This window comes from Psychrobacter sp. 1Y4, assembly GCF_051847555.1.
Genome location: NZ_JBPYDE010000001.1, coordinates 37,256 through 63,191 on the forward strand (window position 1 = coordinate 37,256; position 25,936 = coordinate 63,191).

General features: G+C 44.6%; 21 protein-coding genes. 6 read left to right on the forward strand and 15 right to left on the reverse strand.

The genetic code is table 11. From position 1 onward, the window contains the following. Positions 1 to 66: 66 nt before the first annotated feature. Positions 67 to 561 (reverse strand): pyridoxamine 5'-phosphate oxidase family protein, encoded by a 495-nt coding sequence (locus ACS8FC_RS00175; RefSeq protein WP_299218447.1) that lies wholly within the window; start codon positions 559 to 561, stop codon positions 67 to 69. Positions 562 to 915: 354 nt separating this feature from the next. On the opposite strand from ACS8FC_RS00175, the gene purL reads away from it, so the two are divergent. Beyond that, positions 916 to 4,944 carry a phosphoribosylformylglycinamidine synthase gene (gene purL / locus ACS8FC_RS00180; RefSeq protein WP_439295500.1) on the forward strand — a complete coding sequence of 1,343 codons (4,029 nt, stop codon included), beginning with the start codon at positions 916 to 918 and terminating at the stop codon, positions 4,942 to 4,944. A gap of 192 nt (positions 4,945 to 5,136) precedes the next feature. Here the strand turns inward: purL and tdh are convergent, their stop codons facing one another. From tdh to ACS8FC_RS00195, 3 genes are all read right to left on the reverse strand, one after another. Beyond that, positions 5,137 to 6,162 carry an L-threonine 3-dehydrogenase gene (gene tdh, locus ACS8FC_RS00185; RefSeq protein WP_299218441.1) on the reverse strand — a complete coding sequence of 342 codons (1,026 nt, stop codon included), beginning with the start codon at positions 6,160 to 6,162 and terminating at the stop codon, positions 5,137 to 5,139. An 87-nt stretch (positions 6,163 to 6,249) separates the two neighbouring features. Then, positions 6,250 to 7,440 (reverse strand): glycine C-acetyltransferase, encoded by a 1,191-nt coding sequence (gene kbl, locus ACS8FC_RS00190; RefSeq protein ID WP_439295501.1) that lies wholly within the window; start codon positions 7,438 to 7,440, stop codon positions 6,250 to 6,252. Positions 7,441 to 7,873: 433 nt separating this feature from the next. Further along, positions 7,874 to 8,050, reverse strand: coding sequence for a hypothetical protein (locus ACS8FC_RS00195; protein ID WP_439295502.1), 177 nt, complete (start codon positions 8,048 to 8,050; stop codon positions 7,874 to 7,876). Between the two features lie 94 nt (positions 8,051 to 8,144). Between ACS8FC_RS00195 and ACS8FC_RS00200 the strand changes: the two genes are divergently transcribed. Then, the gene (locus tag ACS8FC_RS00200; RefSeq protein ID WP_439295503.1) at positions 8,145 to 9,926 is read left to right on the forward strand and encodes a hypothetical protein; all 1,782 of its coding nucleotides are present in this window, start codon (positions 8,145 to 8,147) and stop codon (positions 9,924 to 9,926) included. A 103-nt stretch (positions 9,927 to 10,029) separates the two neighbouring features. Here ACS8FC_RS00200 and ACS8FC_RS00205 read toward each other — a convergent pair whose 3' ends face one another. The 10 genes from ACS8FC_RS00205 to ACS8FC_RS00250 form a co-directional block, all read right to left on the reverse strand. After that, positions 10,030 to 10,227: a hypothetical protein gene (locus ACS8FC_RS00205; RefSeq protein WP_439295504.1), complete on the reverse strand. Its 198-nt coding sequence runs from the start codon at positions 10,225 to 10,227 to the stop codon at positions 10,030 to 10,032. 15 nt (positions 10,228 to 10,242) lie between these two features. Continuing rightward, positions 10,243 to 10,995, reverse strand: coding sequence for a type 1 glutamine amidotransferase (locus ACS8FC_RS00210; protein WP_439295505.1), 753 nt, complete (start codon positions 10,993 to 10,995; stop codon positions 10,243 to 10,245). A gap of 123 nt (positions 10,996 to 11,118) precedes the next feature. Further along, a complete protein-coding gene (locus tag ACS8FC_RS00215; RefSeq protein WP_439295506.1) occupies positions 11,119 to 12,000 on the reverse strand; it encodes an N-acetylmuramoyl-L-alanine amidase in 882 nt (293 codons plus the stop codon). Positions 12,001 to 12,257: 257 nt separating this feature from the next. Further along, complete coding sequence (locus tag ACS8FC_RS00220; protein WP_439295507.1) at positions 12,258 to 12,752, reverse strand: hypothetical protein; 495 nt, start codon at positions 12,750 to 12,752, stop codon at positions 12,258 to 12,260. A 359-nt stretch (positions 12,753 to 13,111) separates the two neighbouring features. Continuing rightward, on the reverse strand, positions 13,112 to 14,476 hold the full coding sequence (locus tag ACS8FC_RS00225) for an APC family permease (protein ID WP_439295508.1): 1,365 nt from the start codon (positions 14,474 to 14,476) through the stop codon (positions 13,112 to 13,114). A 191-nt stretch (positions 14,477 to 14,667) separates the two neighbouring features. Next, positions 14,668 to 15,423: an MOSC domain-containing protein gene (locus tag ACS8FC_RS00230; protein ID WP_439295509.1), complete on the reverse strand. Its 756-nt coding sequence runs from the start codon at positions 15,421 to 15,423 to the stop codon at positions 14,668 to 14,670. A gap of 233 nt (positions 15,424 to 15,656) precedes the next feature. Then, the gene (rsfS, locus tag ACS8FC_RS00235; RefSeq protein WP_439262236.1) at positions 15,657 to 16,070 is read right to left on the reverse strand and encodes a ribosome silencing factor; all 414 of its coding nucleotides are present in this window, start codon (positions 16,068 to 16,070) and stop codon (positions 15,657 to 15,659) included. Between the two features lie 131 nt (positions 16,071 to 16,201). Further along, positions 16,202 to 17,047: a nicotinate-nicotinamide nucleotide adenylyltransferase gene (locus ACS8FC_RS00240; protein WP_439262234.1), complete on the reverse strand. Its 846-nt coding sequence runs from the start codon at positions 17,045 to 17,047 to the stop codon at positions 16,202 to 16,204. A gap of 131 nt (positions 17,048 to 17,178) precedes the next feature. Then, positions 17,179 to 19,323, reverse strand: coding sequence for a phosphate acetyltransferase (pta, locus tag ACS8FC_RS00245; RefSeq protein WP_439295510.1), 2,145 nt, complete (start codon positions 19,321 to 19,323; stop codon positions 17,179 to 17,181). A 97-nt stretch (positions 19,324 to 19,420) separates the two neighbouring features. Continuing rightward, positions 19,421 to 20,653: an acetate/propionate family kinase gene (locus ACS8FC_RS00250; RefSeq protein ID WP_439295511.1), complete on the reverse strand. Its 1,233-nt coding sequence runs from the start codon at positions 20,651 to 20,653 to the stop codon at positions 19,421 to 19,423. 459 nt (positions 20,654 to 21,112) lie between these two features. Between ACS8FC_RS00250 and lptM the strand changes: the two genes are divergently transcribed. From lptM to ACS8FC_RS00270, 4 genes are all read left to right on the forward strand, one after another. Then, entirely contained in the window at positions 21,113 to 21,427 is a 315-nt protein-coding gene (gene lptM, locus ACS8FC_RS00255) for an LPS translocon maturation chaperone LptM (protein WP_439262230.1), read from the forward strand. Positions 21,428 to 21,467: 40 nt separating this feature from the next. Next, positions 21,468 to 22,823, forward strand: coding sequence for a diaminopimelate decarboxylase (lysA, locus tag ACS8FC_RS00260; RefSeq protein ID WP_439295512.1), 1,356 nt, complete (start codon positions 21,468 to 21,470; stop codon positions 22,821 to 22,823). A 235-nt stretch (positions 22,824 to 23,058) separates the two neighbouring features. Continuing rightward, on the forward strand, positions 23,059 to 23,955 hold the full coding sequence (gene dapF, locus ACS8FC_RS00265) for a diaminopimelate epimerase (protein WP_439262227.1): 897 nt from the start codon (positions 23,059 to 23,061) through the stop codon (positions 23,953 to 23,955). Positions 23,956 to 23,992: 37 nt separating this feature from the next. After that, complete coding sequence (locus ACS8FC_RS00270; RefSeq protein ID WP_439295513.1) at positions 23,993 to 24,979, forward strand: tyrosine recombinase XerC; 987 nt, start codon at positions 23,993 to 23,995, stop codon at positions 24,977 to 24,979. 29 nt (positions 24,980 to 25,008) lie between these two features. On the opposite strand, the gene ACS8FC_RS00275 is transcribed toward ACS8FC_RS00270, so the two are convergent. Beyond that, positions 25,009 to 25,899 (reverse strand): carbon-nitrogen hydrolase family protein, encoded by an 891-nt coding sequence (locus ACS8FC_RS00275; RefSeq protein ID WP_439295514.1) that lies wholly within the window; start codon positions 25,897 to 25,899, stop codon positions 25,009 to 25,011. Positions 25,900 to 25,936: the final 37 nt, after the last annotated feature.

The following is a 25,936-nucleotide window of genomic DNA, read 5'->3' on the forward strand; positions in this document are numbered from 1 at the left end:
AACAATGGCTTACTGGCGTCTCAAGTCATCAAACTGCTCGTTTTTACAATATAAAAGACGCTTATATTATAAAGATACAGAGAACTGCTCGCCAATATCTTCTGCAGTCTTACCATCTTGTACCGCGGCTGTAGCCATCTTAAACATGTTTACAGTAGAGCTACCACTCAACCAGCATTCTACGCCATGTGGTACTACTTTAATAAGTTGTACATTTGGGTCTTCTTTACCGTGCTCAAAAAACGCATTGTAGACAGGTGACCATAGCTCATCTAGCTTATCTTTATCTGTTGGCAGCTCTGCATTGGCACTGACAGAAACATAGTCTTTTTCGTCTTGAGTGGCATAAGACAAGCCTATTTTTTGATTGTCTTGAATATCTTTTACGACATCTGAGGTTTTGTCACCGATAAACCAAATCTCTTTATCAGCGATACTGGCTTCACTCGTCGTCATCGGCCATGCATGCACATCACCTTTACTATTAATAGTGCTCATCATGGCAAACTTTACGTCTTTAATTACGTCTTGGATTTTATCGATTTGTTCTTGTTTATTCATAATAGATATCCTTATTACGTTAAAATTGAAATTATTGTGAAAACTGTGTTAATGGTTTTAATTATTAGCTGGTTGTAGAATAACGATAGTTGCCTGCCTGATTATATAGGTTGCCCGTAAGACGATGTGAGCGTTTGTAAAACGTATAAGAGTTAAGTAAAAAATGTGTCAGATTAGGCAAAAGTTTGCTGATAAAAAGAAATAGATATTGTAACAACAGCTCAGAAATTATTTATAAGTAGGGTGGGCAATTTATCATGGTTTACCCCTGCTTATTATTAGCCTTCTTGTTATAATACACGGACCATTTACTTTGCATGGCAGAGATGCCTTGATCTTACGGATTATGCCTTTATGATGACCATCGCCGGACAACCGTTTCTTACCGATTTTCAGACGCAGCAACTCATCAGTCAGTTTCAGCAAAAAACCGAGCTAAATGTCAGCCAAATTCATACCCAGCAAGTGTATGTATTATCACGCAAACTTGAAGGTGATGAGCAGAAAAAAGCGCTGGACCTGTTTGGTATTAAAGAGGATGCCCAACTTACCACCCCGCAAGACAGCCAATTACAAGTGATTGTTAGTCCACGTTTTGGTACGATTTCACCGTGGGCCAGTAAAGCGACCGATATTTTTAATAACTGTGACATTAAGATCAATCGTGTCGAGCGGGTGATTGTTTATACGCTAACCCTTGATGGAACAACAGACGGTGAGATAAGTACAACATTGCCTGCTGCCGCTGAGCAATTGTTGTTTGACCGTATGACCCAGAGCTTGGTTTATGACTTAAATGATGTAGATAAATTGTTTGACGATGAAGCCCCAGCTTCGCTCAATCATATCGATGTGATTGGACAAGGTCAGTCAGCACTAGAGTCAGCCAACACAGAGTTTGGCTTTGCGTTATCGAGTGAAGATATCGATTATCTGATGAATGCTTACGTCAATGAGCTAAAGCGCAATCCAACTGACGTTGAGCTGATGATGTTTGCACAGGCCAACTCAGAGCATTGCCGTCATAAAATCTTTAATGCCGAATGGACAGTTGATGGCGAGATACAGCCAAAATCCTTGTTCCAAATGATTAAGAATACTTATCAGTCGAATCCACAAGGTATCTTGTCTGCTTATAAAGACAACGCTGCGGTGATGGCAGGGGCAGAGGGGATGCGTTTTTATTCCATTCCTACTGATGCTCAAGATCCTAATGCTGCCCATCCTTACAATTTTCATCAAGAAGAAATCGATATCTTAATGAAAGTCGAAACCCATAACCATCCAACCGCGATTGCCCCTTATGCAGGCGCAGCGACGGGCGCAGGCGGTGAAATTCGTGATGAAGGTGCAACGGGCCGCGGCGGTAAGCCAAAAGCTGGTCTGACTGGTTTCCATGTGTCACATCTGCATATCCCAGAGCTTGCGGAAAAGTGGGAGACATCAGGTCAATTAAGCACGCAGGATTATGGTACGCCGGATCGTATGGCGACCAGCCTTGAGATTATGACAGAAGCCCCATTAGGTAGTGCCAACTTCTCAAACGAATTTGGTCGTCCAAACCTCTGCGGTTACTTCCGTAGTTTTCAACTTGATACGTCAGCCGCCAAAGACGGTAGTGAGATGCGCGGTTACCATAAACCGATCATGCTGGCAGGTGGTTACGGCAATATCAAACGTAACCTCATTGAGAAAAACGCCATTCAACAAGGTGATTTGCTTATCGTCCTAGGTGGCCCTGCGATGCAGATTGGTCTTGGCGGCGGGGCAGCATCGTCGGTCGATAGTGGTGAGCTAGATGAAGGATTGGACTTCGCCTCAGTGCAGCGTGATAACGCAGAGATGGAGCGTCGCTGTCAGGAAGTCCTTGATCGCTGTTGGGCGCTTGCTGGTAATGGACAGTCAGACAATAATGGCGATGTCAGTAACAACAGTCAAGACGGCAACCCAATTGTTTCTCTCCACGACGTCGGAGCCGGTGGTCTGTCTAATGCGATGCCAGAGCTGGTCAATGATCATGAAATGGGCGCGGTGCTCAATCTACGTAAAATCCCGTCGTTAGAAGCTGGCATGTCGCCGATGGCGATTTGGTCAAACGAAGCACAAGAGCGCTATGTACTAGCGATTCGCCCAGAGAGTAAAGATCAGTTCAATGCGATCTGTGCCCGTGAGCGCTGCCCGTATGCCATCTTAGGGGAAGCGACGGAAGTACGTCAGCTGGTCGTTAATGATGAGTTGCTCTCTGAGCAGCCAGTTGATATGCCGATGCAAGTGTTGCTCGGTGGTACACCAAAAATGCAGCGTAGCTTTGAGCGTCAAGAGAGTACGTTGCCAGCGTTAGAGCTTAATAACTTTAATTTGTCCGAATCCATTAAAGACGTGCTACGTCATCCAACCGTTGCCAGTAAATCATTCCTAATCAGCATTGGTGACCGTTCTATCACTGGTATGGTGGTGCGTGATCAGTATGTGGGTCGCTATCAGGTGCCAGTCGCTGACTGCGCGGTGACGGCATCAGGTTTGATTGCGTTAGATGATCAACCTATGACTGGAGAGGCGATGAGCGTTGGCGAGCGTACGCCAGTCGCCTTGATTAGCCCTAAAGCCTCTGCGCGCTTAGCGGTCGGTGAGGCGATTACTAATATCGCCGGTGCGCGTATTGCGCAGCTGTCTGATATCACCATGTCAGCGAACTGGATGGCCGCTTGCGGTGATGACGCGGAAGATGCGGCATTATTCGACGCGGTACATACTGTCGGTGAAGAGCTATGCCCAGCACTCGGTATTGCTATCCCAGTTGGTAAAGATTCGCTATCGATGCGTGCCAACTGGAGTGACGAAGACGCTGACAATCAAAGCCAAGACAAATCAGTCGTCTCGCCAATGAGCCTTGTGATTACCGCGTTTGCTCCTGTTGTCGACGTGGCAAAAACCTTAACGCCAGAATTGATTAACGGCGATAGCGCGTTCTACCGTATTGATTTATCAAAAGGTAAATTGCGCCTCGGCGGTTCAATCCTTGCACAAACAGCAAGCCAATTGGGTAATGAGTGTCCAGACCTTGATAAGCCTAGCGATTTAATCGACTTCTTTAGCTTTATCCAAGCGGGCAACGCACAAGGCGTCATTAGCGCCTATCACGATATCGGTGATGGTGGTTTGCTGGCAACGATCGCAGAGATGCAATTCACCAGTCGTCAAGGTATCAAGCTGTCATTGGCTGATGAAAATCTGCTCGGTCAATTATTCAGTGAAGAGCTGGGCGCAGTGATTCAAGTATTACCCGAAAACGTCGCGGCCTTGATGCAACTGGCAGAAGAATTTAATGTCAGCGATATGCTAAGCCTCGTCGGTCAAAGTACTGAGGAAGATAGCCTCATTATCCAGACGCCTTTGCACATGGGTGACGATACCCTACGCTTTAGCCGTTCTGAGCTGCAGCAAGAGTGGAGTCAGGTCAGCTATCAAATCGCCCGTCGCCGTGATAATCCAGAATGCGTGCAGCAAGAGTATGACTTGATTAGCGATGCCAGCCATAAAGGCCTCATCGCTGCACCAAACTTTGATCTCAATCAAAAGGTCGAAGAACCGTACTTGGGCAGCCGCGACAATAAACCAAGAGTCGCTATCTTGCGTGAGCAAGGCGTCAATGGTCAGTCAGAGATGGCAGCAGGCTTTACCCAAGCGGGCTTTGAAGCGGTCGATGTGCACATGAGTGACTTGCTAGAAGGTCGTATCAACTTACGTGACTTCGATGGTCTGGTCGCTTGTGGTGGCTTTAGTTATGGTGATGTACTTGGCGCAGGCTCTGGCTGGGCGAACTCTATCTTGTTCCATGATGAATTGCGCATGCAGTTTGTGCGCTTCTTTGCCCGTCCCGATACCTTTTCACTTGGCGTCTGTAACGGTTGTCAGATGATGGCGCAGCTCAAAGATTTAATCCCAGGTGCGGAAAACTTTCCACGCTTCATCGCTAATAAATCCGCTCGCTTTGAAGCGCGTACGGTCAACGTCAAAGTCGAGCGCACCAAGTCGATCCTGTTCAAAGGCATGCAAGACAGCATCTTGCCAATCGCGGTGGCGCACGGTGAAGGCTATGCCACATTAGACAACACCGAAATCGACGGTATGGCAAAACACGGTCAGCTCGCCATGCGTTATGTCGATAGCCAAGGTCATCCAACCGAGACCTATCCACTCAATCCAAACGGTTCGCTCGGCGGTGTCACGGGTCTATGTAGCACCGATGGTCGCGTCACCCTCATGATGCCGCATCCTGAGCGGACGCTACGTGCCTACAATCACAGCTGGAAACCAGAGGAGTGGGATGAAGACGGCGCGTGGATGCGTATGTTCCGTAATGCGCGGGCTTGGTTGCGTTAGGCTAATTTGAATTAATCTTAGATAATAAAAAAGGTGAGCTTCGGCTCACCTTTTTTGTGTTTGGGGTTAAGTTCTTTTGGCAGCTGATTTCTGAGAATCGTTAAAAGTTATACTGTAATGTTAGTTCCGCTATAGTTAGCGCTAAACCACGACTCAGTCACTTACATTTGTGACTCTCAAAACCCACCAAAATCAATCCCAGCTTAAAATCACCTTACCGCATTGCCCACTTTCCATGATATCAAAGCCTTCTTGAAAGTCATCAATGTGCATGCGATGGGTAATGATTGGCGACAAATCAATACCGCTAATCAGCATTTGCTCCATCTGATACCACGTTTCCCACATCTCACGGCCATAAATACCCTTTAGGGTTAATGCCTTGAAAATAATCTTGCTCCAATCCACCGTGGTGGTATTAGGTAAAATGCCTAAAAGAGAGATTTTAGAGCCGTTATACATGTTATTAATCATCGAATTAAAAGCCTGAGGCGAGCCTGACATCTCAAGCCCAACATCAAAGCCGTGCATGTTTAACTCATCGATGGCGCCTTCGATGGTCTCACCTTTGGCTGGGTTTACGGTCATAGTAGCGCCCATTTTTTTGGCAAGCTCCAAGCGATAATCACTGATATCACTTGCCACGATATTACGCGCTCCTGCAAAGCGGCAAATTGCCGCTGCCATTGAACCAATCAGCCCTGCACCCGTAATCAGCACATCCTCCCCAAGTACAGGAAATGATAAAGCGGTATGCGTGGCGTTGCCAAAGGGGTCCATAATGGCTGCCATATCGTCGCTGATACGCTCATCAAGTTTGATGGCGTTATCGGCAGGTATTACCAGATATTCGGCAAACGCGCCATCGCGGTCAACGCCTACGCCGATAGTGTTTTCGCACACGTGTAGCTTACCACGGCGACAGTTACGGCAATGTCCGCAAGCGATATGCCCCTCTCCAGTGACTCGGTCACCCACTTCAAAATGCTTCACACCATCACCCACTTCACTAATAATACCGACATATTCATGTCCGATAATCATCGGCGTCTTGATGGTTTTTTGTGACCACTCATCCCATTTATAAATGTGCAAATCTGTACCACAAATGGCGGTTTTTTTAACTTTTATTTTAACGTCATTGATGCCAACCTTTGGTTCTGGCACATCTTGCATCCAGATGCCTTTTTTATCATGGGCTTTAACCAGTGCTTTCATACTTCTCTCTTATTTAATTGCATTACATTTCATTGTTGAATTCAGTAGGCAAATACCGAACTACTTGTAGGGCGTGTTGAATACGCTCTAATCAATCACTTTCATTTGCTTAGCGACTTTGATAAACGCAGCGATACACTGGTCTAGCTGCTCCGTAGTATGGGCAGCAGAGAGCTGAACACGAATGCGCGCCTCGTCTTTGGGTACGACAGGGTAGAAGAAGCCAATTACATAAATACCTTCTTCAAGTAGCGCATTTGCCATTTGCTGGGAGACATTGGCGTCATAAAGCATCACTGCACAAATGGCTGATTCGGTAGGCTTGATATCGAAGCCGGCATCTTGCATTTGCTTCACAAAATAGGCCGTATTTTCATGCAATTTATCTTGTAGGGTATTGTCTTGAGACAGCATATCAAATGCTTTAACCCCAGCCGCCGCCACCATAGGAGGAATAGAGTTTGAAAACAGATACGGGCGTGAGCGTTGACGTAACATCTCAATAATTTCTTTTTTACCGGTCGTAAAGCCGCCGATAGCACCGCCAAACGCCTTACCTAAAGTACCAGTGATAAGCTCAATATCACCGCGTAGATCAAACAATTCAGTCACGCCGCCACCAGTGCGACCGACCACGCCTGCTGAATGCGACTCATCAATCATTACCATGGCGTCATATTTTTGTGCCAACGCATAAATCTCATCCATCGGTGCCACGTTACCATCCATCGAAAACACACCGTCGGTGACAATCAAACGAAAACGCTGTGCTTGCGCCGCTTGCAATTGCGTTTCTAAATCTTGCATATCTGCATTGGCGTAGCGATAACGCGCTGCTTTACATAGGCGCACCCCATCGATGATGGAGGCATGATTTAACGAATCAGAAATAATGGCATCTTCGCTGGTCAATAGTGGCTCAAATGCACCGCCATTGGCATCAAAACAGGCTGCATAAAGAATCGTATCTTCGGTATTAAAAAACTTAGAAATCGACGCCTCTAATTTCTTATGCAAATCTTGCGTACCACAAATAAAACGCACCGATGACATACCATAGCCTGAATCTTCGATGGCTTTGATCGCCGCCTTTTTAATCTCAGGGTGGTCGGACAATCCAAGGTAATTATTGGCACAGAAGTTCAGCACCTCACGACCATCGGCGATCTTGATTAGCGCATCTTGCGGGGAGGTGATGACGCGCTCAGTTTTATATAGTCCTGCTGCACGTATATCGCTGATTTCTTGCTGTAGATGCTTTTGAAAGGCCTGATACATAAAGATTCCTTTTTTGATATTATGGGAGCCCACTTGATAATGTAGATATGAAAACTGCTAATAAAACCAAATTATTAAAGTCGCACATCATCCTAAGCTTCAATCAAACCAACGATGTGGGAAGCCAACAATATGCTACGAGCAGCGATACTATCTATAACTCCGTAAGCGGTGATTTTATCATTAGCCCATTGCAATAACTAGCTCAAATAGCTGGTGGATAGGGCTATTTCTTCAAAACTATATAGGGTTGTTTAGCTCATATACAGACGGGCAAGCTGTGGGTTGGGATTGAGGACGGCGCGTGGATGCGGATGTTCCGTAATGCGCGGGCGTGGGTTTGTTAAGATATAGGCTAAGTTGGTTTAGATTATTATTTTAGATAACTGTTTTTCATATAGCAAAGGTGGGCTTTGGCTCACCTTTTTTGTGTTTAGGGTTTGGTTTTGTGTGAGAGCATTTCCCGCCTTCCGCTTGTATCTGCCAGTCTGGGCGAGGCACTGGCTACGGTTTGGGTCGTCGCTTGCTCCGCGTCGCCACCCCAAAACCTACCCATCGCAACTCGCCCAAACAAGCAGGATACCGCTACAGACGGGGCTAGCGGTGACATCGTGTTCTTGCTACTATCTATTGTTGCTAAGAAATTTAATCTTGTACAGACGCGATTTTTACTTTATTGAATTTACGTTATGGATACTATTTGGATGACAAAAATAATCGACTACACAAATGAATTCCCTCTACCAATGAGCTGTGTACCGCTAAATTTAAAGTCGCTTCTTTCACAAGAGAGCGTCGATATACCAGATAGTAAAATAAATGTAACTACTCAATTTGAAAAGAATCAGTATAAGAATGGATATGAACATCTACATATGCTCATGGCTTGTGTTCCTGAGAAAGATATTCAATTTCTCAAAGTGCTATCAGAAAGTGCAGAAGGTACAGTCAAATCATCTACGCCAATCTGTGATGAAGTAGGTGGCATTTATCCAATTAAAACAACTGTGTCAGGATACGACTATATTGTCGCGTCATGGGGCGATGGGGCACGTTATTCCTATAACTTAGCTGAAAAAGTGTGGATGACTTTAGGATTGTCACCAAGGGTTGTAGGTAACGATGAACAAAAAATAATTTATGATGATTTATCACGACCAATCATAGGGGTGACCGAAGGAGATATCGCTTCCGAGTTTGAGTTTAAACTCAAGCGAGATGTTTATTGGACAATGCGAAATGATTATCTAAGAAAATACTTATGGATGACAGGTTGCTATGGTGTGCGAATTTTCTTCTATGAAGCATATATAGATGATGGTCCTGAAGTACGACAATTACTGAATGGTAGTAGTCGTTATAATAAAACTATTGGAAATGGCTGGGGTAAATTAGATATACGTGAAGTTGATGGAAAGCTACTGTTACAGTTATGGGCGTCGGTTGTAGCAATCTCGCCAGTGTTATGCAGTGAGCAGGATATTTATTCGTTGGTATGGCCTGGTGATTCACAACCTATTACGCGCAAGCGAGTTAGAGATATTCGTAGCAATGAGTATGCCTATTTAGATGATAGGTTTTTAGAAAAGTATGAGAAAAATAACGTATTCGTTACCGTACCTTTCAAAGGTTATAATTATTTCTCCAGTTGCCCTTCTTATAAAGGTCAGTGGTCATTTACAGATTGTAAACGAGTAGGAAGAAATATAATAAAAATCCCCTTTTATGAGCTATATAAAAGTATACCTGATCAAGAGGTTTGTCATGCATATCAATATGCGATGTCAGAAAAAGAGTTTTTAGCAAGAGATAGTGCAGAAGAGCATATTGTTTCTAAAGTAGATAGATTATTACTACAGTTAATAGAGTTAAGTGAAAACTTACCAAAGCTTGTTAAAGCGGTTGACGGTGAAATTATTTTCCCTAGTCAGTTTAGTGAGTTTGACCGGGAATCTTATAACGATGAAGGATTTGAAAATTTTCCAATTATCAAGCGTATGGCTCAGGTTGCCCCGTTAGATATGTATCAGCAGGATTTTTTATCACGCTGTAAAACTCTAAACGAGATTATAGTTAGATTAAAAGTAGGGATTTTAAGAAGAGTTCTACGAACATTAGGCGTAGATAAAGGTGAGCTAACTGGTTTGAAAGGACTAAAAATACTTCAGGGGATTTTAAATATTCTAGAACATTTGAATGAGCAATTTGAAGATAAAAGTGCGTTAGCTGGTTCAGCAAATATGACAAATTGGAAAAAAGATAATCTTGCCATGGCACCCTTATTCGTCAACAATGATTTAAGAAACGCCGAGTCTCATGAAACTAGTGAATCTGTAAAGGAAGCTATAGAGGTGCTTGAAAAGCTAGGGTTTGATACATCTACAGTCAGCAATGGGTATGGTAAAGCTTTAGATTTCTTACTTGATGGAGCTATTGATTGTATTAAATCAATCAATCGTAATATCACAGATGTACTTAATCGTTGAGTTTTTTAAATACTTGTTTAGCATACCAAACAGTAGGCTATGTCTTGCCTTCATTCTGTATAAAGGTTTGTCAAAATCAACCTACTCTATAGTAATCATCCAATTATTCATCCTCTAAATGTTCATTAGTCTTCTTTTTAGCTTCAGCAATCAACTCATGAATCTTAGCACTCTCTTTTAGTACACAAGCATCATACGCAGAGAGTTGCTCAGGCTCTTGTTGTTTTTCCTGCTCTTGCTCAGCTTTTTCTTCTAAATATTTCTCAAGCGCTTGTTGTTCATCTTGTTGTGAATTGCTCATGATTGACTCCTTATATTATTTATTTACGCTTGCCGCCATCCGATTTAGCATCGCAGATAGCCTTGCGTTATTTGCTTCGATATATTTATCACCCAGCGCGATTATTTCAGCGGGTGATTGTACGGTGTTTGGATATTCTTTCAGCCCACTTTGAATGGAATTATTACCATTGATTACCATCTTGGCAAGGCTCTCTTTAGTCACTTCAAAATGACATTGCCAAGCTAGTACCCAAGTGCCCAGTTCTTTATGCAGCGGGGTTTGATAAACAAAACCTTGATTCGCCCAAGCGTCCGTTTCCGCAATGATGCTCGCACCTGTTGGACAGTCAAAGCCCTCACCGTGCCAGTGAAACACGGTAAAGTCTTGCTTGGGTAAATCTTGTAATAAAGGATGCGCCTGACCTGCGGGCGTCAAACGAATCGGCAACCAACCGATCTCTTTTACCCCAGATGACTGGACGTTAGCGCCCAAACAATGAGCAATCAGCTGCGCCCCTAAGCAAATACCGATGACCGTTTTGCCTGCGTCAATCGTTTGTTTTATCAGGCGTTTTTCTTTGATGAGCCAAGGGTGTTTTTCCTCATCATGGACGCTCATCGGCCCACCCATGACAATCAGCCAATCAAAGCTATCGGGCTCAGGCAATGAATCATTATCGTAAGAGCGACTGACATTAAGAGTATGATTGTGACTGTTTGCCCACTGCTTGATAAAGTTAAAGTCTTCATAATCAGTGTGAAATAGAGCATGGATGCGTAGCGTCATAAGATACCTCATTAGCAAGCATTGATTAACAAGCATGGATTAGCAAGTTTGATTAGCAAATATCAATTAAAGAACATCGTTTTGCTAAGGTTTTAAAACTAGGGTTTGTTATAGAACCCAATCTCAATAAAAGTTATCACGACCAGCATACTTCTTATTGAGTGCGCGTAGTATCGCGTAAGTCTCCAAATCCATCTCACCCGTAGGCTGCTGCAATCTGAAATGCAGTTGAAACGCATAAATCACATCACGGCTGGCTTTATCCCATTCATCGCTATTATTAATTTGATAACCGTAATTGCGAAATTCTTGCTTAATTTCATGTATCGTAGCTGCTGCAAACGCGTCTGGATGCATAAAAAACTGCTTATCAAATTCATCATACCAAGCGCCAATGCTGTACTCTTTATACAGTCGCTCCCAAGGGAACTTGGCACCAGGGTCGATTTTGCGTGACGGCGCTATATCAGAGTGACCAACGATATTTTTTGGTGAGATGTCATAGCGCGTGGCAATGTTTTGCACCAGCGTGGCGACCTTTTTAATCTGCAATTCATCAAACGCCACGTAGTGCTCATAAGGACGATATTCCAGCTCGCCATTTCTAAGCGCGTCTCGATATTCAGGTTTAATGCCAGCATTGACAATTTCGATGCCGATAGAGGTGTCATTCAAGATGGTGCGTCCAGCAAAGCCGCTATCACCGGCATGCCATGCGCGCTCAGACTCTGGCACTAAGTTATAAATCTTATCATCGCCCTGATTTAAAATCAGATAGTGCGCGCTCACATTGCCAGTGGTCAAGGTTTTTATAGATCTGTCATTATCTGAGACCGTATAGTGCAGGACAATGGTTTTGATACGCTCGCTTTTACCTTGAGCTTGATAGGTTTCACTGTCGATAATGTAGCGTGGTTCTGAGGTGGCGACGCAGCCAATGAGTGGCAATGTCATGAACGATGTTAATACTGATGCGAGTGCTAAAGAGGTGATGTTTTTTGCCATGAAATGCTCTGTATAAAAGGAGAGTCATAAGAGGGGTGGTACTAAGCCTACTATTGTTTCTGATTTTGGATAGGATATCAATGATATCAATGAGTCGTTACCGCAAATTCGAGACAACGAGTCAATATTAGCGCATCACAAATATTATCGTAATGCACAGGTTGAATTGATTAGCCTATTTTGTTAGTGAAAAAATTGAGACAATTAAGACTTGTTTGAATACAAAACAGCAGAGATGAGCGCTGGCAGCGCCATGTTTAACTAAATAGACGTGTTTCTGCACCCCACGCAAATACTAAAGCGTAAAGAACGTGACCGACGAGCGCGATCCAAGTCACTTCTGTAAAACCAAGAAACGGTGGCAACCCAGTAATGAGGTATGCGACGACATAGAGTGCAAATACCCAGAGCACGATGCCATAAGCCACAGCCGTGAGCGTCCAATGAAGCGATGGCATGATAGCCTTCCACAGAGGACGTACGACGATAAACCAGCCTAACGGATAGATGATTAAGCCTGTGATGTAATGAATCAGCTCAGGCGTGCCCGTTGGCGCTGAACCGAACAAAACCTCGATCATCGTGGTAGGTAGCTTAATGGTCGAAAGCTCAGCAAAACCGAGAATGGGAGACAGCGATGGACCCCAGAAATCAAAGATAACGGTGGCGAGTGCGCCCGCAAATAGTGCCGTTAAAATAAGAGAAGACTTGTTTGCTGATGAGTGTCTGGTTGAAGCGTTGTGATTGGTCATAGTATTTCATTCTTGAAGGCAAACCGATAATAGGTATAAAGGGATAAATGGTTTGCCGCCCTCAGCCTTTAATAAAGCAGCTGAGGGCAAGTAGAGGCGTGATTTTTCGCACTCAAATGGACGACAACACGGATATAACCTTTATTCCTGATGGAGTGCGGATGCGGTGGACAAACATCTATATATGCAAAATCTGCATAGACAGTGCTGAGGCAGGTTATGAGCCTGTTTGAGATAGGCATATAGTATTGAATTATACCTAGTGCTTACCGTTACTTTTTGGTTACGTTTTATACAGATTGATGCTGCAAACTTCTCTCTAATATATGGTTTCTAAAGTAAATCAATTACAACGGCTACTATTTGTAACTCACACTAGCACTGGACATTGGAATTATCCTTTTATAACCAATCGCACCTAGAATGATAAATACTGCCAATAATATATAAGCGTTCAACGATAATGCAGCAGGCGAGAAGGGCAGTAGCAGCAGCGATATAAAGATGAGGCTGACCAAGACTGCAAGATAATTTAATAAGCCTGCCTGATTTTTTCTGCGCTCGTTGATGAGATCTGCGGACGTCACATAAGCGAAGCCGACGGTAATCCCTAGAGACGCCATACTGACGATATCAAGTAGATAGTTTCTGCCAAGCCAAGGAGAGAACAGGCAAACCAAACATATTAATATGACGGTTTTTTTCTTACTAAAGTGATGGTTTTTATCGGTAAATATACTAGGCAGTAAAGACGAGTCGCCCATAGACTCTAACAGTTTGACTGACGATAATATAAAGCCATTGATGCCGCTAAGGATAGAGCCAATCATGGCGATGGACAATAGCCAAATGCCGATGCTACCAATACGGTTATCTATTCCCTCACCAGTCGCCCAATTGCTATCTTTAATCGCTTGGTAATCAAAGTTCATATTTAAAGCGGTAAAATAGTTGATCAAAGAATAAAATAAAATACCGGCGATAAGCGAGATTAAGATAATACTTCTGGTCTTATTTTTCGAATCACTAATAGATTTGGATATTTGCGGTGTGGTCTCAAAACCAACATACGCCCAAGGCATGACGGCGAGGATAGGTAACCACGCTAAGCTTGTGATGGAGCTGCTTTGCATATCTGTGGGCAAAAAAGGTTGCGTGGTTGGCGTCGCCCATAGTGAACCAAAAAATAGGGCAGTGACTGATACAATCATAAACAGCGCAATATACAGTTGAATCTTGGCGCCGACTTGTACGCCGCGCAAATTGATATAGCTAAATAAAATGATGGCAGCACTACATAAGAATACTTCACTGGCGTAAACTTCCCAACCAGCAATCGTGTACAAATAGCCTATTTGTAAGCTACTAGGCAATAAATACCTTAATAGCAATGCGACGGCTGATATATTGAGCGCCACAATAGAGATATAACCTATCGCCACGCCCCAACCATAAACATACGCGTGTTTTCTACTGATGTATTTTTCGATCCAATAGATACCGCCCGATTCGTTTTCTGGCGTTTGGGTTAGTAAATTAATATAGGCTTGGGCGACCATATAGATAGCTAAAGTGCCAATGATGATGGCGACAGAAGAGCCCAATAGCTGCGACTGCGGTAAAAATAAATCGCCTGGCATCACATAAGCACCCCATCCTATAATTGCTCCTACGCTAATCGCTATCGCTTGCAGGTAGCTGATGCTCTCAGTTTTTTCGCTCATACAATCCTCTTTGAGAGCCAAATATTTAATGCGCAAGCATACTCACTATGCAGTCAGTTTTACGCAAAAAAACCTTTAACTATTGTTATAACTTGTTTGAAATCACTATTATAAACGTTGATGAATTAATCAAATTTCAAGTTTAATTAATTTAAGAGATGATATTAAAGGTTTTTTCTTAGAAAATCTGTTTAGTCCTTCCGAATCTTCTTAGCCAAAACGGTTTTCCAACTCTCCTCCAAGCATTCGATGGCTAACCAAGGTTCTATGATGTCTATTGCAAATTTTTCTTTTGAGTTCGACAGCTGCCACAGCCTTGAGAGCGTCGCAAATGGGTAAGGACGTTCGATTAAATAGACAGGTAAGTTAGCAGCAATCATACCGTCACGCACGACCTCAAAGTACCAACCAGCGATACCTTGTTTGCTCACCCATGCAGCGATATTAGGCACTTTGGTAAATTGTCCGATTTGGTCATTAATCTTGTAGCAAGGGCGGCGCGGCTGAACGATGCGTAGCTGTACGCTATCATTAGTATCGATATCCCCGTACTGAAAAACGTCACCAATACAGACGGTAGCTTCATTCATCTCAGACAAACCATCTATGGCTGTGGTAATCAAATTTTCTCCCAATGTGCCGATGCGTACCTTTAAGTCAAATTCTGCATTAATCTTGTCATAAGTCGCGGTTGGCAGTTGATGTACTGCTTTTAGCGGGCCGCCATGATGCCGACGATCGGCTTGCTCATCAGTAGTGAGACCCATAAAGTTGACAGCGACGGGAGCTTTGACCGGTGCTTTATCGATGGCGCTCATCTGCTCGCGTGCGAATGGCATGGCTTTGCCCGCTCGTACTTCAACCAAGGTTGCAATGCGTAGAGGTAGGGTTTGATTAAAGTCAGCTTTGTTGTGTTGGGTAGAAGATTCTATCGATTGTATGCTCATGAATTTTCCTAATTTATAGGGATTTATTAGGCGATTGGCTATATCATTGCTGTCATTAATGCTGGGTATTAATGATGGATATTATCTTAGCTTAATCATTTATCATTATACGGTCTTAGCATTTTAAAATTTATCAACACCTCAAAATTTAAACAAAAAAAAGACCAGATATCTATTCTGGTCTTTTTAATGGTAGTTTTTTTAATGTTTGACGATTATCGCAATTAACAATCTTATTTATTTTTATTGCGGCGACCGGCTGTTTTCTTTTCACGTGGCGTAGCTACCAGTTCAGCCAATTGATCAGGTGATGACCATAGACCTTCTAAGTCATAGAACTCACGCGCTTGCGGAGTCATCATATGCACAACGACAGAGCCCAAATCGATCAACGTCCAATCAGAGTCTGTACCGCCTTCACGGCCAAGAGGCATAAAGTCAGCTTGCTTAGCTTCAGCACCGACGCTATCTGCCATCGCACGTACATGGCGCTTAGAGGTGCCTTCAGCAATGACAATTCGCTCCATGACATCCGTCAAATCTTCGACATTGATCACGGTAATGTTCTTGGCTTTCATATCTTCTAACGTGTTTTCAACGACAGTTAAGCACTCTTTTAAGCGTTTGTCGTTCATAGTATTAATCATAAATTTTAATCTCTTGAAACGTAAATATTAAAAATAAAATAGTAAGTCGTCAGTTTGCAGCCGCCAACTGCTCATATATAGTCAGTTGTAAATAAAGGCGAGGTATGCAAAATGACAAAGATAGGATGATTTTAACGGAATTGCGCCGCAGAATATAGCCGATGGGCGATAATATATTGATAAACAGTAGGATTTATTAGCTGAGTCACAGTATTTGGTGCAGTATCTGCCTTAGCAGCACTTATTTTTAACTGTTTGCGAATCTCAGTACTCGATATGGCACTGACTTGAAGTTGGTCAATATAAATGTGTCCTTGGTCAGTGTTTTTCAAGGATGCGCGGTTGTGTACCGAGTCATTGAACGGCTGCACTAAGTCTTGCACGGTTTTGGTGGTTTGGGCTTGTAGCTGCTTAGGAAGTTCGCTATACAGAGCATCGATATTTTGCAAAGATAGCGAGCATGGGTCATCGTCTATATGAGCGACTACTCTTGGTGTTGATAAATCGGAGCTATCTGTACGGTTAAAAATCCAAAGATTTACATAATCGGTGAGCCGAAGCCCGTCTTTCCATTTATTTAAACTACGGGCGCTGTCCATACCCATAATAAATATTAAGCTGTCGTTTGGATGACGTTCACGTAGTGTCTGCACACTATCGATCGTATATACAGGCGGCGTCTGCCACAGCTCAAGCTCGCAAATTTGTAGCGGTATGTTGGTTGTCACAAGCTTTAACATCGCCAGACGATGCTTAGGGTCTGTACTCTCGTTTTTAAATGGAGAGCGCGCATTGGGTAGTAATGACACGTGCAGTTCGCGCTGTTGTCGCTCAGCGATGGGTAATAAAACCTGATAGACATACATGGCCATTTGCAAATGACCTTTATGCACAGGGTCAAACGAGCCACCAAGATAAGCGCGGATAGCGGGAGACGGTATTAAGTTATCGTCTTTATGAAGGTTGGAAACTGACATACATAGATAAAATATAATAAAACAGGTTGGCCTCATTGTAGAGGACAAGGACGCTGCTGTCATTAATAACCACAAAAGAGCCGACTATCATATAGATAGTCGGCTCTAGGTTTCTAGCAGATAATAAATGCTTAAATCAAATCACTATAAGCCTGAATGGCGGTCAAAGCGATGGTATAAACGATATCATCAACCAGTGCGCCGCGCGATAGATCGTTCACTGGTTTATTCAAGCCTTGTAGCATCGGGCCGACACTGATGACATTGGCGCTACGCTGCACCGCTTTATAAGTGGTGTTACCCGTGTTTAGATCAGGGAAAATAAACACATTGGCTTGGCCAGCAACCTTGGAGTCCGGCGCTTTTTGTTTGCCCACACTCATGACCGAGGCGGCGTCATATTGTAATGGACCATCAACTGCCAGCTCAGGTGCGCGCTCGCGAACGATCTCTGTGGCGCGTGTGACTTTTTCAACGTCAGCACCAGTACCTGAAGCACCTGTTGAATAGCTGATCATAGCGACTTTTGGCTCAATGCCAAACGCGGCAGCAGATTGTGCTGATTGAATAGCAATTTCAGCCAACTCTTCTGCCGTTGGATCGGGGTTAATAGCGCAGTCGCCATACACGACCACTTGCTCAGGCAATAACATAAAAAAGACTGACGATACTAACGAGTACTGCGGGGCGGTCTTAATCAGCTGAAATGCAGGGCGTACAGTATTGGCTGTGGTATGAATTGCACCTGACACCAGACCATCGACCTCATCCATTTGTAGCATGATAGTGCCTAGATAAACCGTATCTTGCAGATATTCAGCCGCCATCTCTTCTGTCGTTTTACCTTTACGGCGCTCAACGACTGCCGCGATATATTTATTCATATCAAGCGTATCAGGGTCAATGATCTCAAGCCCTTCTGGCAAGATTAAATCGCGGTTTTTGGCGACTTGCTCGACATCTTCGCGCTTAGCGAGCAGCACACAGTTAGCAATACCGCGGCTTTGACAGATACAAGCAGCTTCTACCGTGCGTGGTTCAGAGCCTTCTGGCAACACCACACGCTTTTTGGCATTTTGTGCTTTTACGACGACTTGATGACGAAAAGCGGCTGGCGATAAGCGCGGTTTGTGATCGCCGCTGAACTGCTCTTTGATCCAGCTTAAGTCTAAATGCGCCGCCACATAACGGGTAACATCTAGCGCGCGCTCGGTATCATCACTTGGAATCTCAGCGCTCATGTGCATAAGGTTTTGCACGGTCTCATAGCTATCAGTCTCGACACTCATGACAGGAATGCCAGTTTTGATCGCAGATTGCCATAGCTCAGCGACGGTCTCATTTGGCATGACGCCGCCTGTTAATACTAGGCCTGCCAAAGGAATACCATTGATACAAGCCAAAGCTGTGGCCAATAATAAATCATCACGGTCACCTGGTACGACAATCAAAGTACCACGATTAAAAACTTCATCGATACGTGCAATCGAGCGAGCCGTTAAACTGATATGATTGATTCGGCGCGTTTTTGCTTCGCCAACGTTTAACCAAGTGGCATCAAGCTCGGCAGCGATATCCCAAGTACGAGGGACAGACAACGAGTCGCTAAAAGGTACGACACCGATTAAGCGAAATTGCTCAGTATCAAAATGCGGTGACAAGCGTTGCACTTCTTGAATGAAGCTCTTGTCAAGCTCAAAGACAGCTTCACCAGGGGCAACTGGCTGGTTCTCAAAGGTATTGGGCACATCAACTCGCATCAAGATGCAGCCTAACGTACGCTCACTTGCAATGCCGCCAAACTCACGCGCATGCATATCGAGCTTATCAGCAAGATGGGCGGGGTTTTGGGTATCAGCCGTACTGACAAAGATAACTCTTGCATCAAGTGCGTGAGCGATAGCGCGGTTGACCTGGGCTGCATAAGAAGCTTCAGTTGTCGAAACCAAGCCTTCGCAAATGATCACATCTTGATCACCTTCGATGGTGTGGTAATTAATAACCACTTCTTCCATCAAGTCATCAAGGTTGCCATCTCCAATCATACGCTCAACGCGCTGACGGTTGATGGACTTGGGCGGGGTTAGACCAAAAGCGTGCATGGTTAATGCGCTTGAGCTGTCCAAGCTGTTTTGTTTGTCGAGCGTATCATCTTGCAAAAACGGCTTCATAAAGCCCGCTTTGATACCGTTATAATCTAATGCGCGAATCAGGCCTAATGCCGCTGACGTCACACCGATACCGCGGCTGATAGGAACAAGTAATATGGTTTGCATAGCGTATCCTACTGTTTATTTATTATATCCCTAAGGAAAGTTATCATATCGAGGAAGTCATAAAAAGGTCTTACTTCTCATAGAAGTAAACGTCTTTTTAAGCGAGTCCTAGGGCTTGGCGGGTCTCTTGCGCAATACGGCACTCTTCATCGGTTGGCACAACCCACAGCTCAATACTGCTATCGTCGCTATGGAAGCTGCCTTCGCTACCGCCGACTAGGCTGGCATTTTTGTCCGCATCAAACTTAATACCAAAATGACGCATGACATCTAAGATGCGCGCACGAGTCGTCTTTGAGTTCTCTCCAATACCACCAGTGAATACGATACCAGTAAATTCGGGCAGCGCACAGCTCAAGCTGGCCAGATACTTGCCAACGCGATAACAGAACATTTCAATGGCGAGCTGCGCATCTTTGTGGCCTTCATTGGCCGCTTCTTCGATGGTGCGCAGATCGTTAGATAACCCTGAGATGCCAAGCAGACCGCTTTCGCTATTGAGCATCTTGTCGATCTCCTCTAAGCTCAAACCAAGCTGACGCTTTAGATGAATATGTAAGCTTGGGTCGACATCACCACTACGCGTACCCATCATAAGACCTTCAAGCGGTGTGAGTCCCATACTGGTATCTAAGCTCTTGCCATCATAGACGGCGGTCGCCGAGCAGCCATTGCCTAAGTGCGCGGTTAACCAACCATGAGGGCCTTTGGCATCTGTGATTTGGCTAGCACGTTCTGAGACGTAGGCGTGCGAAGTGCCGTGGAAGCCATAGCGACGGATTTTGTGATCTGCATACAGTGATTTTGGCAGCGGATAAAGAAAAGCAACTGGCGGCATGGTCTGATGAAAAGCAGTATCAAAGACGACGACTTGCGGAATTTCAGGATAGATAGCTTGCACAGCTTCGATGCCAAGCGCATTGGCAGGATTATGTAGCGGCGCTAATACTTTTAGGCGTTTTACTTCTGATAGCACATGCTCGTTTACGCGAACGGCCTCTGAGTACTCGCGGCCACCATGAACCACGCGATGACCGACTGCGACAAAATGGTACTGCTCGAGTAGCTCGAGGATTTTTTGCAAGGCCAGCTCATGTCGTCCACCTGCAATAGCAATTTCTAGTTTTCTACCATCTAAAGTATTGTGTTTAATGCGGGCAGTATCGAGACCTAGGTTTTCAGCGAGACCAGTGATGCGGGTTGATTCATCTTCGCTGATTAGGGCGTATTTGATAGAAGATGAACCACAGTTAAGTACCAAGGTAGGATTAGTCAGTGTTGATGTCGTCTCTTGATCGCTGAGAGTGGGGTTAACGGCGCTGTCGCTCATGCTCTATCCTTAGATTGTGTTTTATGAGGGGTGGTTGCTATACCTCGATAACTATAAGGTTAAAGATTGGCGCTCGTCAAGGCATCATAACAACTGTTCACCGAACATGGCTCTCCATCCGCAGTGGCTATAGCAAGCGCTATAAAGGCAAGTTTGCTTATTATCAAAATTGTAAGGAAGTTTGTCCGTCCGATTCTAAACATCTTTTTTGATAATTTCACAAACCTTTAAGACAAGGTATGCCTACATGGCATAAGTTAAAAGTAGGCAAATAAATAGAGAGCTAACAAAGCGATGTTTTAGAGTAATGTGGTCAAAAAACCAGTAAAATTATCCGTTAATAAAACTCAAGGCAAGCATAGCTTTAGTGAATAATGCTATGATTGGCTCGTGCTAAATTTCAACGCCCTTTTATAATACTTCTTATAGCATCTCCACTGTTGCAAGGTTATCTATCATATGTTTACTATACGCCGCTCTTTAGATACTAGAGGCACCCAAAATTTATCTGCCAACTCTGGTCGTTATGCTATCTGGACATTGACGATTGGTAGTGCCGTTATGCTCGGACTGTCGGGTTGCGGACAAAAAGGGGCACTTTACTTAGCAGAGCCTAGTAGTCAGACGGTAGCTGCCTCAGATCAACTAGCTAGTACCAGTCATCCACAAGATGCCGCTTTTGCTACTCTCGATGATGACAACTATGACAAGAGCCGGTATTTAGAGCAACAGCAGACACTGCCTAGCGCCAGTGACGATCCTAACGACTATTAACTTTAATAATTGATAACCTGATTAGATTTGAGAACCCGATATGAGTGAGACGAAATTGCAAGCTGACGGTGTAACCATCCATACTGAGCAAGGAATGTATGTCGATCCAGTAGCCTTAACCAACCATCTACCTGAACTTCACTACAATCAAGATGGGCTATGGATGGAGCAGGTAAGTATTCATGAGTTGGTAGAACGCTACAATACGCCATGCTATGTATATTCGCAGCAGGCAATACTCGATGTGTACCAAGCCTATAGCGACAGCTTTGCAGCGATTGACCATCAGATTTGCTATGCAGTGAAAGCAAACTCAAACCTTGCGGTGTTGGGTGTGCTTGTGGCAGCAGGTGCAGGGTTCGATATTGTCTCGCGCGGTGAGCTTATGCGCGTATTGGCAGCCGGTGGGCAGGCCAGTAAAGTCGTGTTTTCAGGCGTCGGTAAAACCAAAAGCGATATCGAATATGCGCTAACTCAAGGTATTGGCTGCTTTAACGTTGAGTCTATTAGTGAGTTGACATTAATTAATGAGGTAGCAAAGCAGCTCGATAAGTGTGCACCGATATCGCTACGGGTCAATCCCGATGTCGATGCCAAGACCCATCCTTATATTTCAACCGGTCTAAAAGACAATAAGTTTGGTATTGCCCATGAAGAGGCCGTCGCTGTCTATGAAGAGGCCGCTGCTTTATCGCATATTGATATTGTTGGTATTGACTGTCATATTGGCTCACAATTAACGGAAGTTGAACCCTTTATTGCTGCATTGGATAAAGTCATTGAGCTGGTCCATAGCTTGCGTGAAAAAGGTATTGAGCTGCGTCATATTGATTTGGGCGGTGGTCTCGGCGTGCGTTATATTGATGAGTCGCCAGTCTCTATTCATGACTTTGCGCAAGCACTCCTACCGAAACTGACTGAGCTTGGCTTACCAGTGTTTTTTGAGCCAGGCCGTAGCATGGTCGCCAATGCAGGTATTTTGCTGACCCGTGTCGATGTACTAAAGCCAACAGCGCATAAAAACTTTGCCATCGTTGATGCTGCGATGAATGATCTGATTCGTCCTGCATTATATCAAGCTGAAATGGCAGTGATTCCCAACGTATTACCTAGTAAAGGTATCGAGACAGATGGCACTCAGCCGTGGGACATCGTTGGGGCGATTTGTGAGACTGGGGATTTCTTAGCAAAAGACCGTCTATTATCACTTGCAACTGGTGACATTTTAGCGATTACTGGTGCAGGAGCGTATGGCTTTACCATGAGTAGCAACTATAACTCACGCCCGCGTGCAAGTGAAGTCATGGTTGCAGGAAGTCGTCATCAGCTAGTTCGCAAACGTGAAACTGTTGAAGCATTATATGCAGATGAGATACTTTGGCAAAACGCAAAGTAGAGTGCATTATAGATAGAGTAACTGCCACTCTTGCCGATGTAATAACGACCCATTGTTATCATGACAATGGGTTTTTTATGGCGGTGATTATGGTCGCTATGAGTTTCATTATGATAAGCACAGTTATTTATTATTTTAATGGATTCATACAGTCTCTAACGCGCTGATAGTTATCATTGTGGCAGACACCATGCTAATATAACGGACACATAAAAATACAATAGGACACAAGGATATGCTAATAGAATTTACCAAAATGCATGGTCTGGGCAATGATTTTATGGTCATTGATTTGGTGACCCAGCGCTTAGATTTGACCAGAGAGTTGGTGCAATTATTGGGTGATCGTCATCTAGGTATTGGCTTTGATCAATTACTCGTCGTCGAACCACCGATGCGCCCAGATGTTGATTTTAGTTATCGTATTTTTAATACCGATGGCACAGAGGTTGAGCAGTGCGGTAATGGAGCGCGCTGTTTTGCCCGTTTTGTGCAAGCGCGTAAACTGTCATTTAAACAGCGCTTACGTGTCGAGACCGCAGGCGGTATCATTGCCTTGACGACGGATCGCTATGGTTGGGTGGAAGTCGATATGGGCAAACCCAAGTTTGAGCCAGATGAGATACCATTTACGCCCAGAGCGACGACCAAAATTCAAAACGCCTATCATTTAGACGTCAATGGTACACCTATGCAGCTCTATGTTGCCAATATGGGTAACCCGCATGCTGTCATCAAAGTCGATGATGTACTAGACGCTGATGTTGAAACCTTAGGTAAGGCCATTGAGTCACATCCAGCATTCCCAGAGCGCGTCAATGTAGGCTTTATGCAGATCATGAATCAGCGTCATATCCGTCTGCGTGTCTATGAGCGCGGCGTCGGTGAGACCCAAGCATGCGGGACAGGTGCTTGTGCGGCAGTAGCCGTCGGCGTACGCGAGGGCTGGCTTGATGAAGGCGAAGAAATACGGGCGCAGCTATATGGCGGTAGTATGATCATTCAGTGGCAGCCAGGCTACTCAGTGATGATGACCGGTCCAACGGCCTTTGTGTATGAGGGTGTATTTAGCCCAGACGGCTTGATGGCACAAGCAGGAATCAAACCCAACCCAGTCAACTCATCAAACTGAGTCAACTACTTGGTATTTGAGGCATCAAGGACACTTTATGTCTATTAAAGATGACTATATTTACATGCCTGCTGAATCTATAGAAATAGATAAGACGCTACGTGAGTTATTGTCGCCAGTGCATCGCTGGCTAAACACTTTGGCGGTGCGCAATCACTCCATGCATACCTTAAAGTCTTATTTCGCTGGACTAAATCAACTGGCGTTGTTTTTACGTGGTAAGCAGCTGACATGGACACGTTGTGATAAACGCACACTTGCGCAGCATATCAGTCAACGCTTGGATGAAGATAAGCTGGCGCTAGCAAGTGTCCAACAAGAGCTGTCCGCTATTCGGCATTTTTACGGCTGGATGATTGAGGAGGGGTTGGCACGTATCAATCCCACTACTGGCTATCAGCTAAAACGCAGCGCTAGACCGTTGCCTTCTATTGCTGATGTTGATTTATTGACCCAATTACTTGATCAAGAGATGCCTGATACACCCGAGCAGGCCCGGTTATGGCTGCGTGACAAAGCGATGTTTGAGCTACTGTATAGTAGTGGTCTGCGCGTGGGTGAGCTGGTGGCGCTGGATATCAATGATATAGATTTGTCCGATTTGCGGGTGCGGATTACGGGCAAAGGCAATAAGACCCGTCTCGTACCATTAGGCAACAAGGCTACCGCAGCCATCAATCGCTATTTACCGCATCGCAACCTGTGGGTGGAACAACAAGATAGCGCTTTATTTATCAGTGAAAAGCTAGGTACCCGCTTATCAACGCGCGCTGTGCAGCAGCGTCTCAAAGTAGCAGCGACGCGAGCGGGTATCGCTCAAAACCTATATCCGCATTTACTGCGCCATTGCTTTGCCTCGCACATGCTCTCAGGTAGTGGCGACTTGCGCGCTGTCCAAGAGATGCTAGGCCATAGTGATATCAGTACCACGCAGATCTATACTCATGTAGATTTTGCCAAGCTGACCCAAGTCTATGACCGCGCTCATCCACGTGCGACGCACACACAAAACGAGAGAGAATAATATGGTACAAAAATAGACGGTGATGTTGACTATGCTAGGTGATGACACTGAAAAATAGGCAGCTTTTGCCGTGCCTGCTCTTGAGCGTGCTTGTCTAAAGCTGCAAACACCAAAGCATAGTTTTTGTCTTGGGTTTGATTATCAAGATGGCTGTTGTCATAACAGTCTTTGACAGTACCATTAAAATCAGTAATGGCCGTATGTCCCCATGTCTGACGAATGTTGCCGTTTTTGTACGCATGATCACCGCCTTGCGCCGCACCAATGACCATACATTGACTGTCCAAGGCGCGAGCTTGCAACAATAGCGACCAGTGCGCTTGTCCTGTCAAATAAGTAAAAGCAGAGGGCGCGCTTAATAAGTCGGCTCCAGCTTGGCGTAGACGCTGAGCTAGGGCTGGAAAGCGCAAATCAAAACATACCATCATCCCAAGTTGATAGACTAAATTGTTTGCTTCAATGGGCGCCACGACTGTCTGCATGCCAGGCTCAAACGTGGCCGCTTCGTTGTAGCTGCCTTGTTTATCAGCCACAGTGGCAGTAAACAGATGAATCTTGTCATAGCGTGCGACCTGCGTCCCATCAGGGCCAAATAGCTGACTAACTTGGCGTAGACGTCCATCGGGCACGACGACTCCATCTGGTCGATAAAAACAAGGTAGCGACCCTACCAATAAATAAACGCGGTTGGTACGTGCATAGTCCGCTAGGGTAGCTGAGAGCGACTCAAAGCGCTCAGCAGTTGCAAACTGCCGTCCCATACTACAGCAGTTTTCAGGCAGCACTATAAGCTGTGCGCCTTGAGTACAAGCTTCCTTAATAGCAGATTTGATAGTCGCTAGGTTTGCATCAACGTCTTGTTGGCTATTCATTTGTACCGCAGCGACCGTAAGCTTATGATTAGGCAAATGGTTATCCATGTATTTATTCTCAGTTATTGTTTTAAGATATAAATTA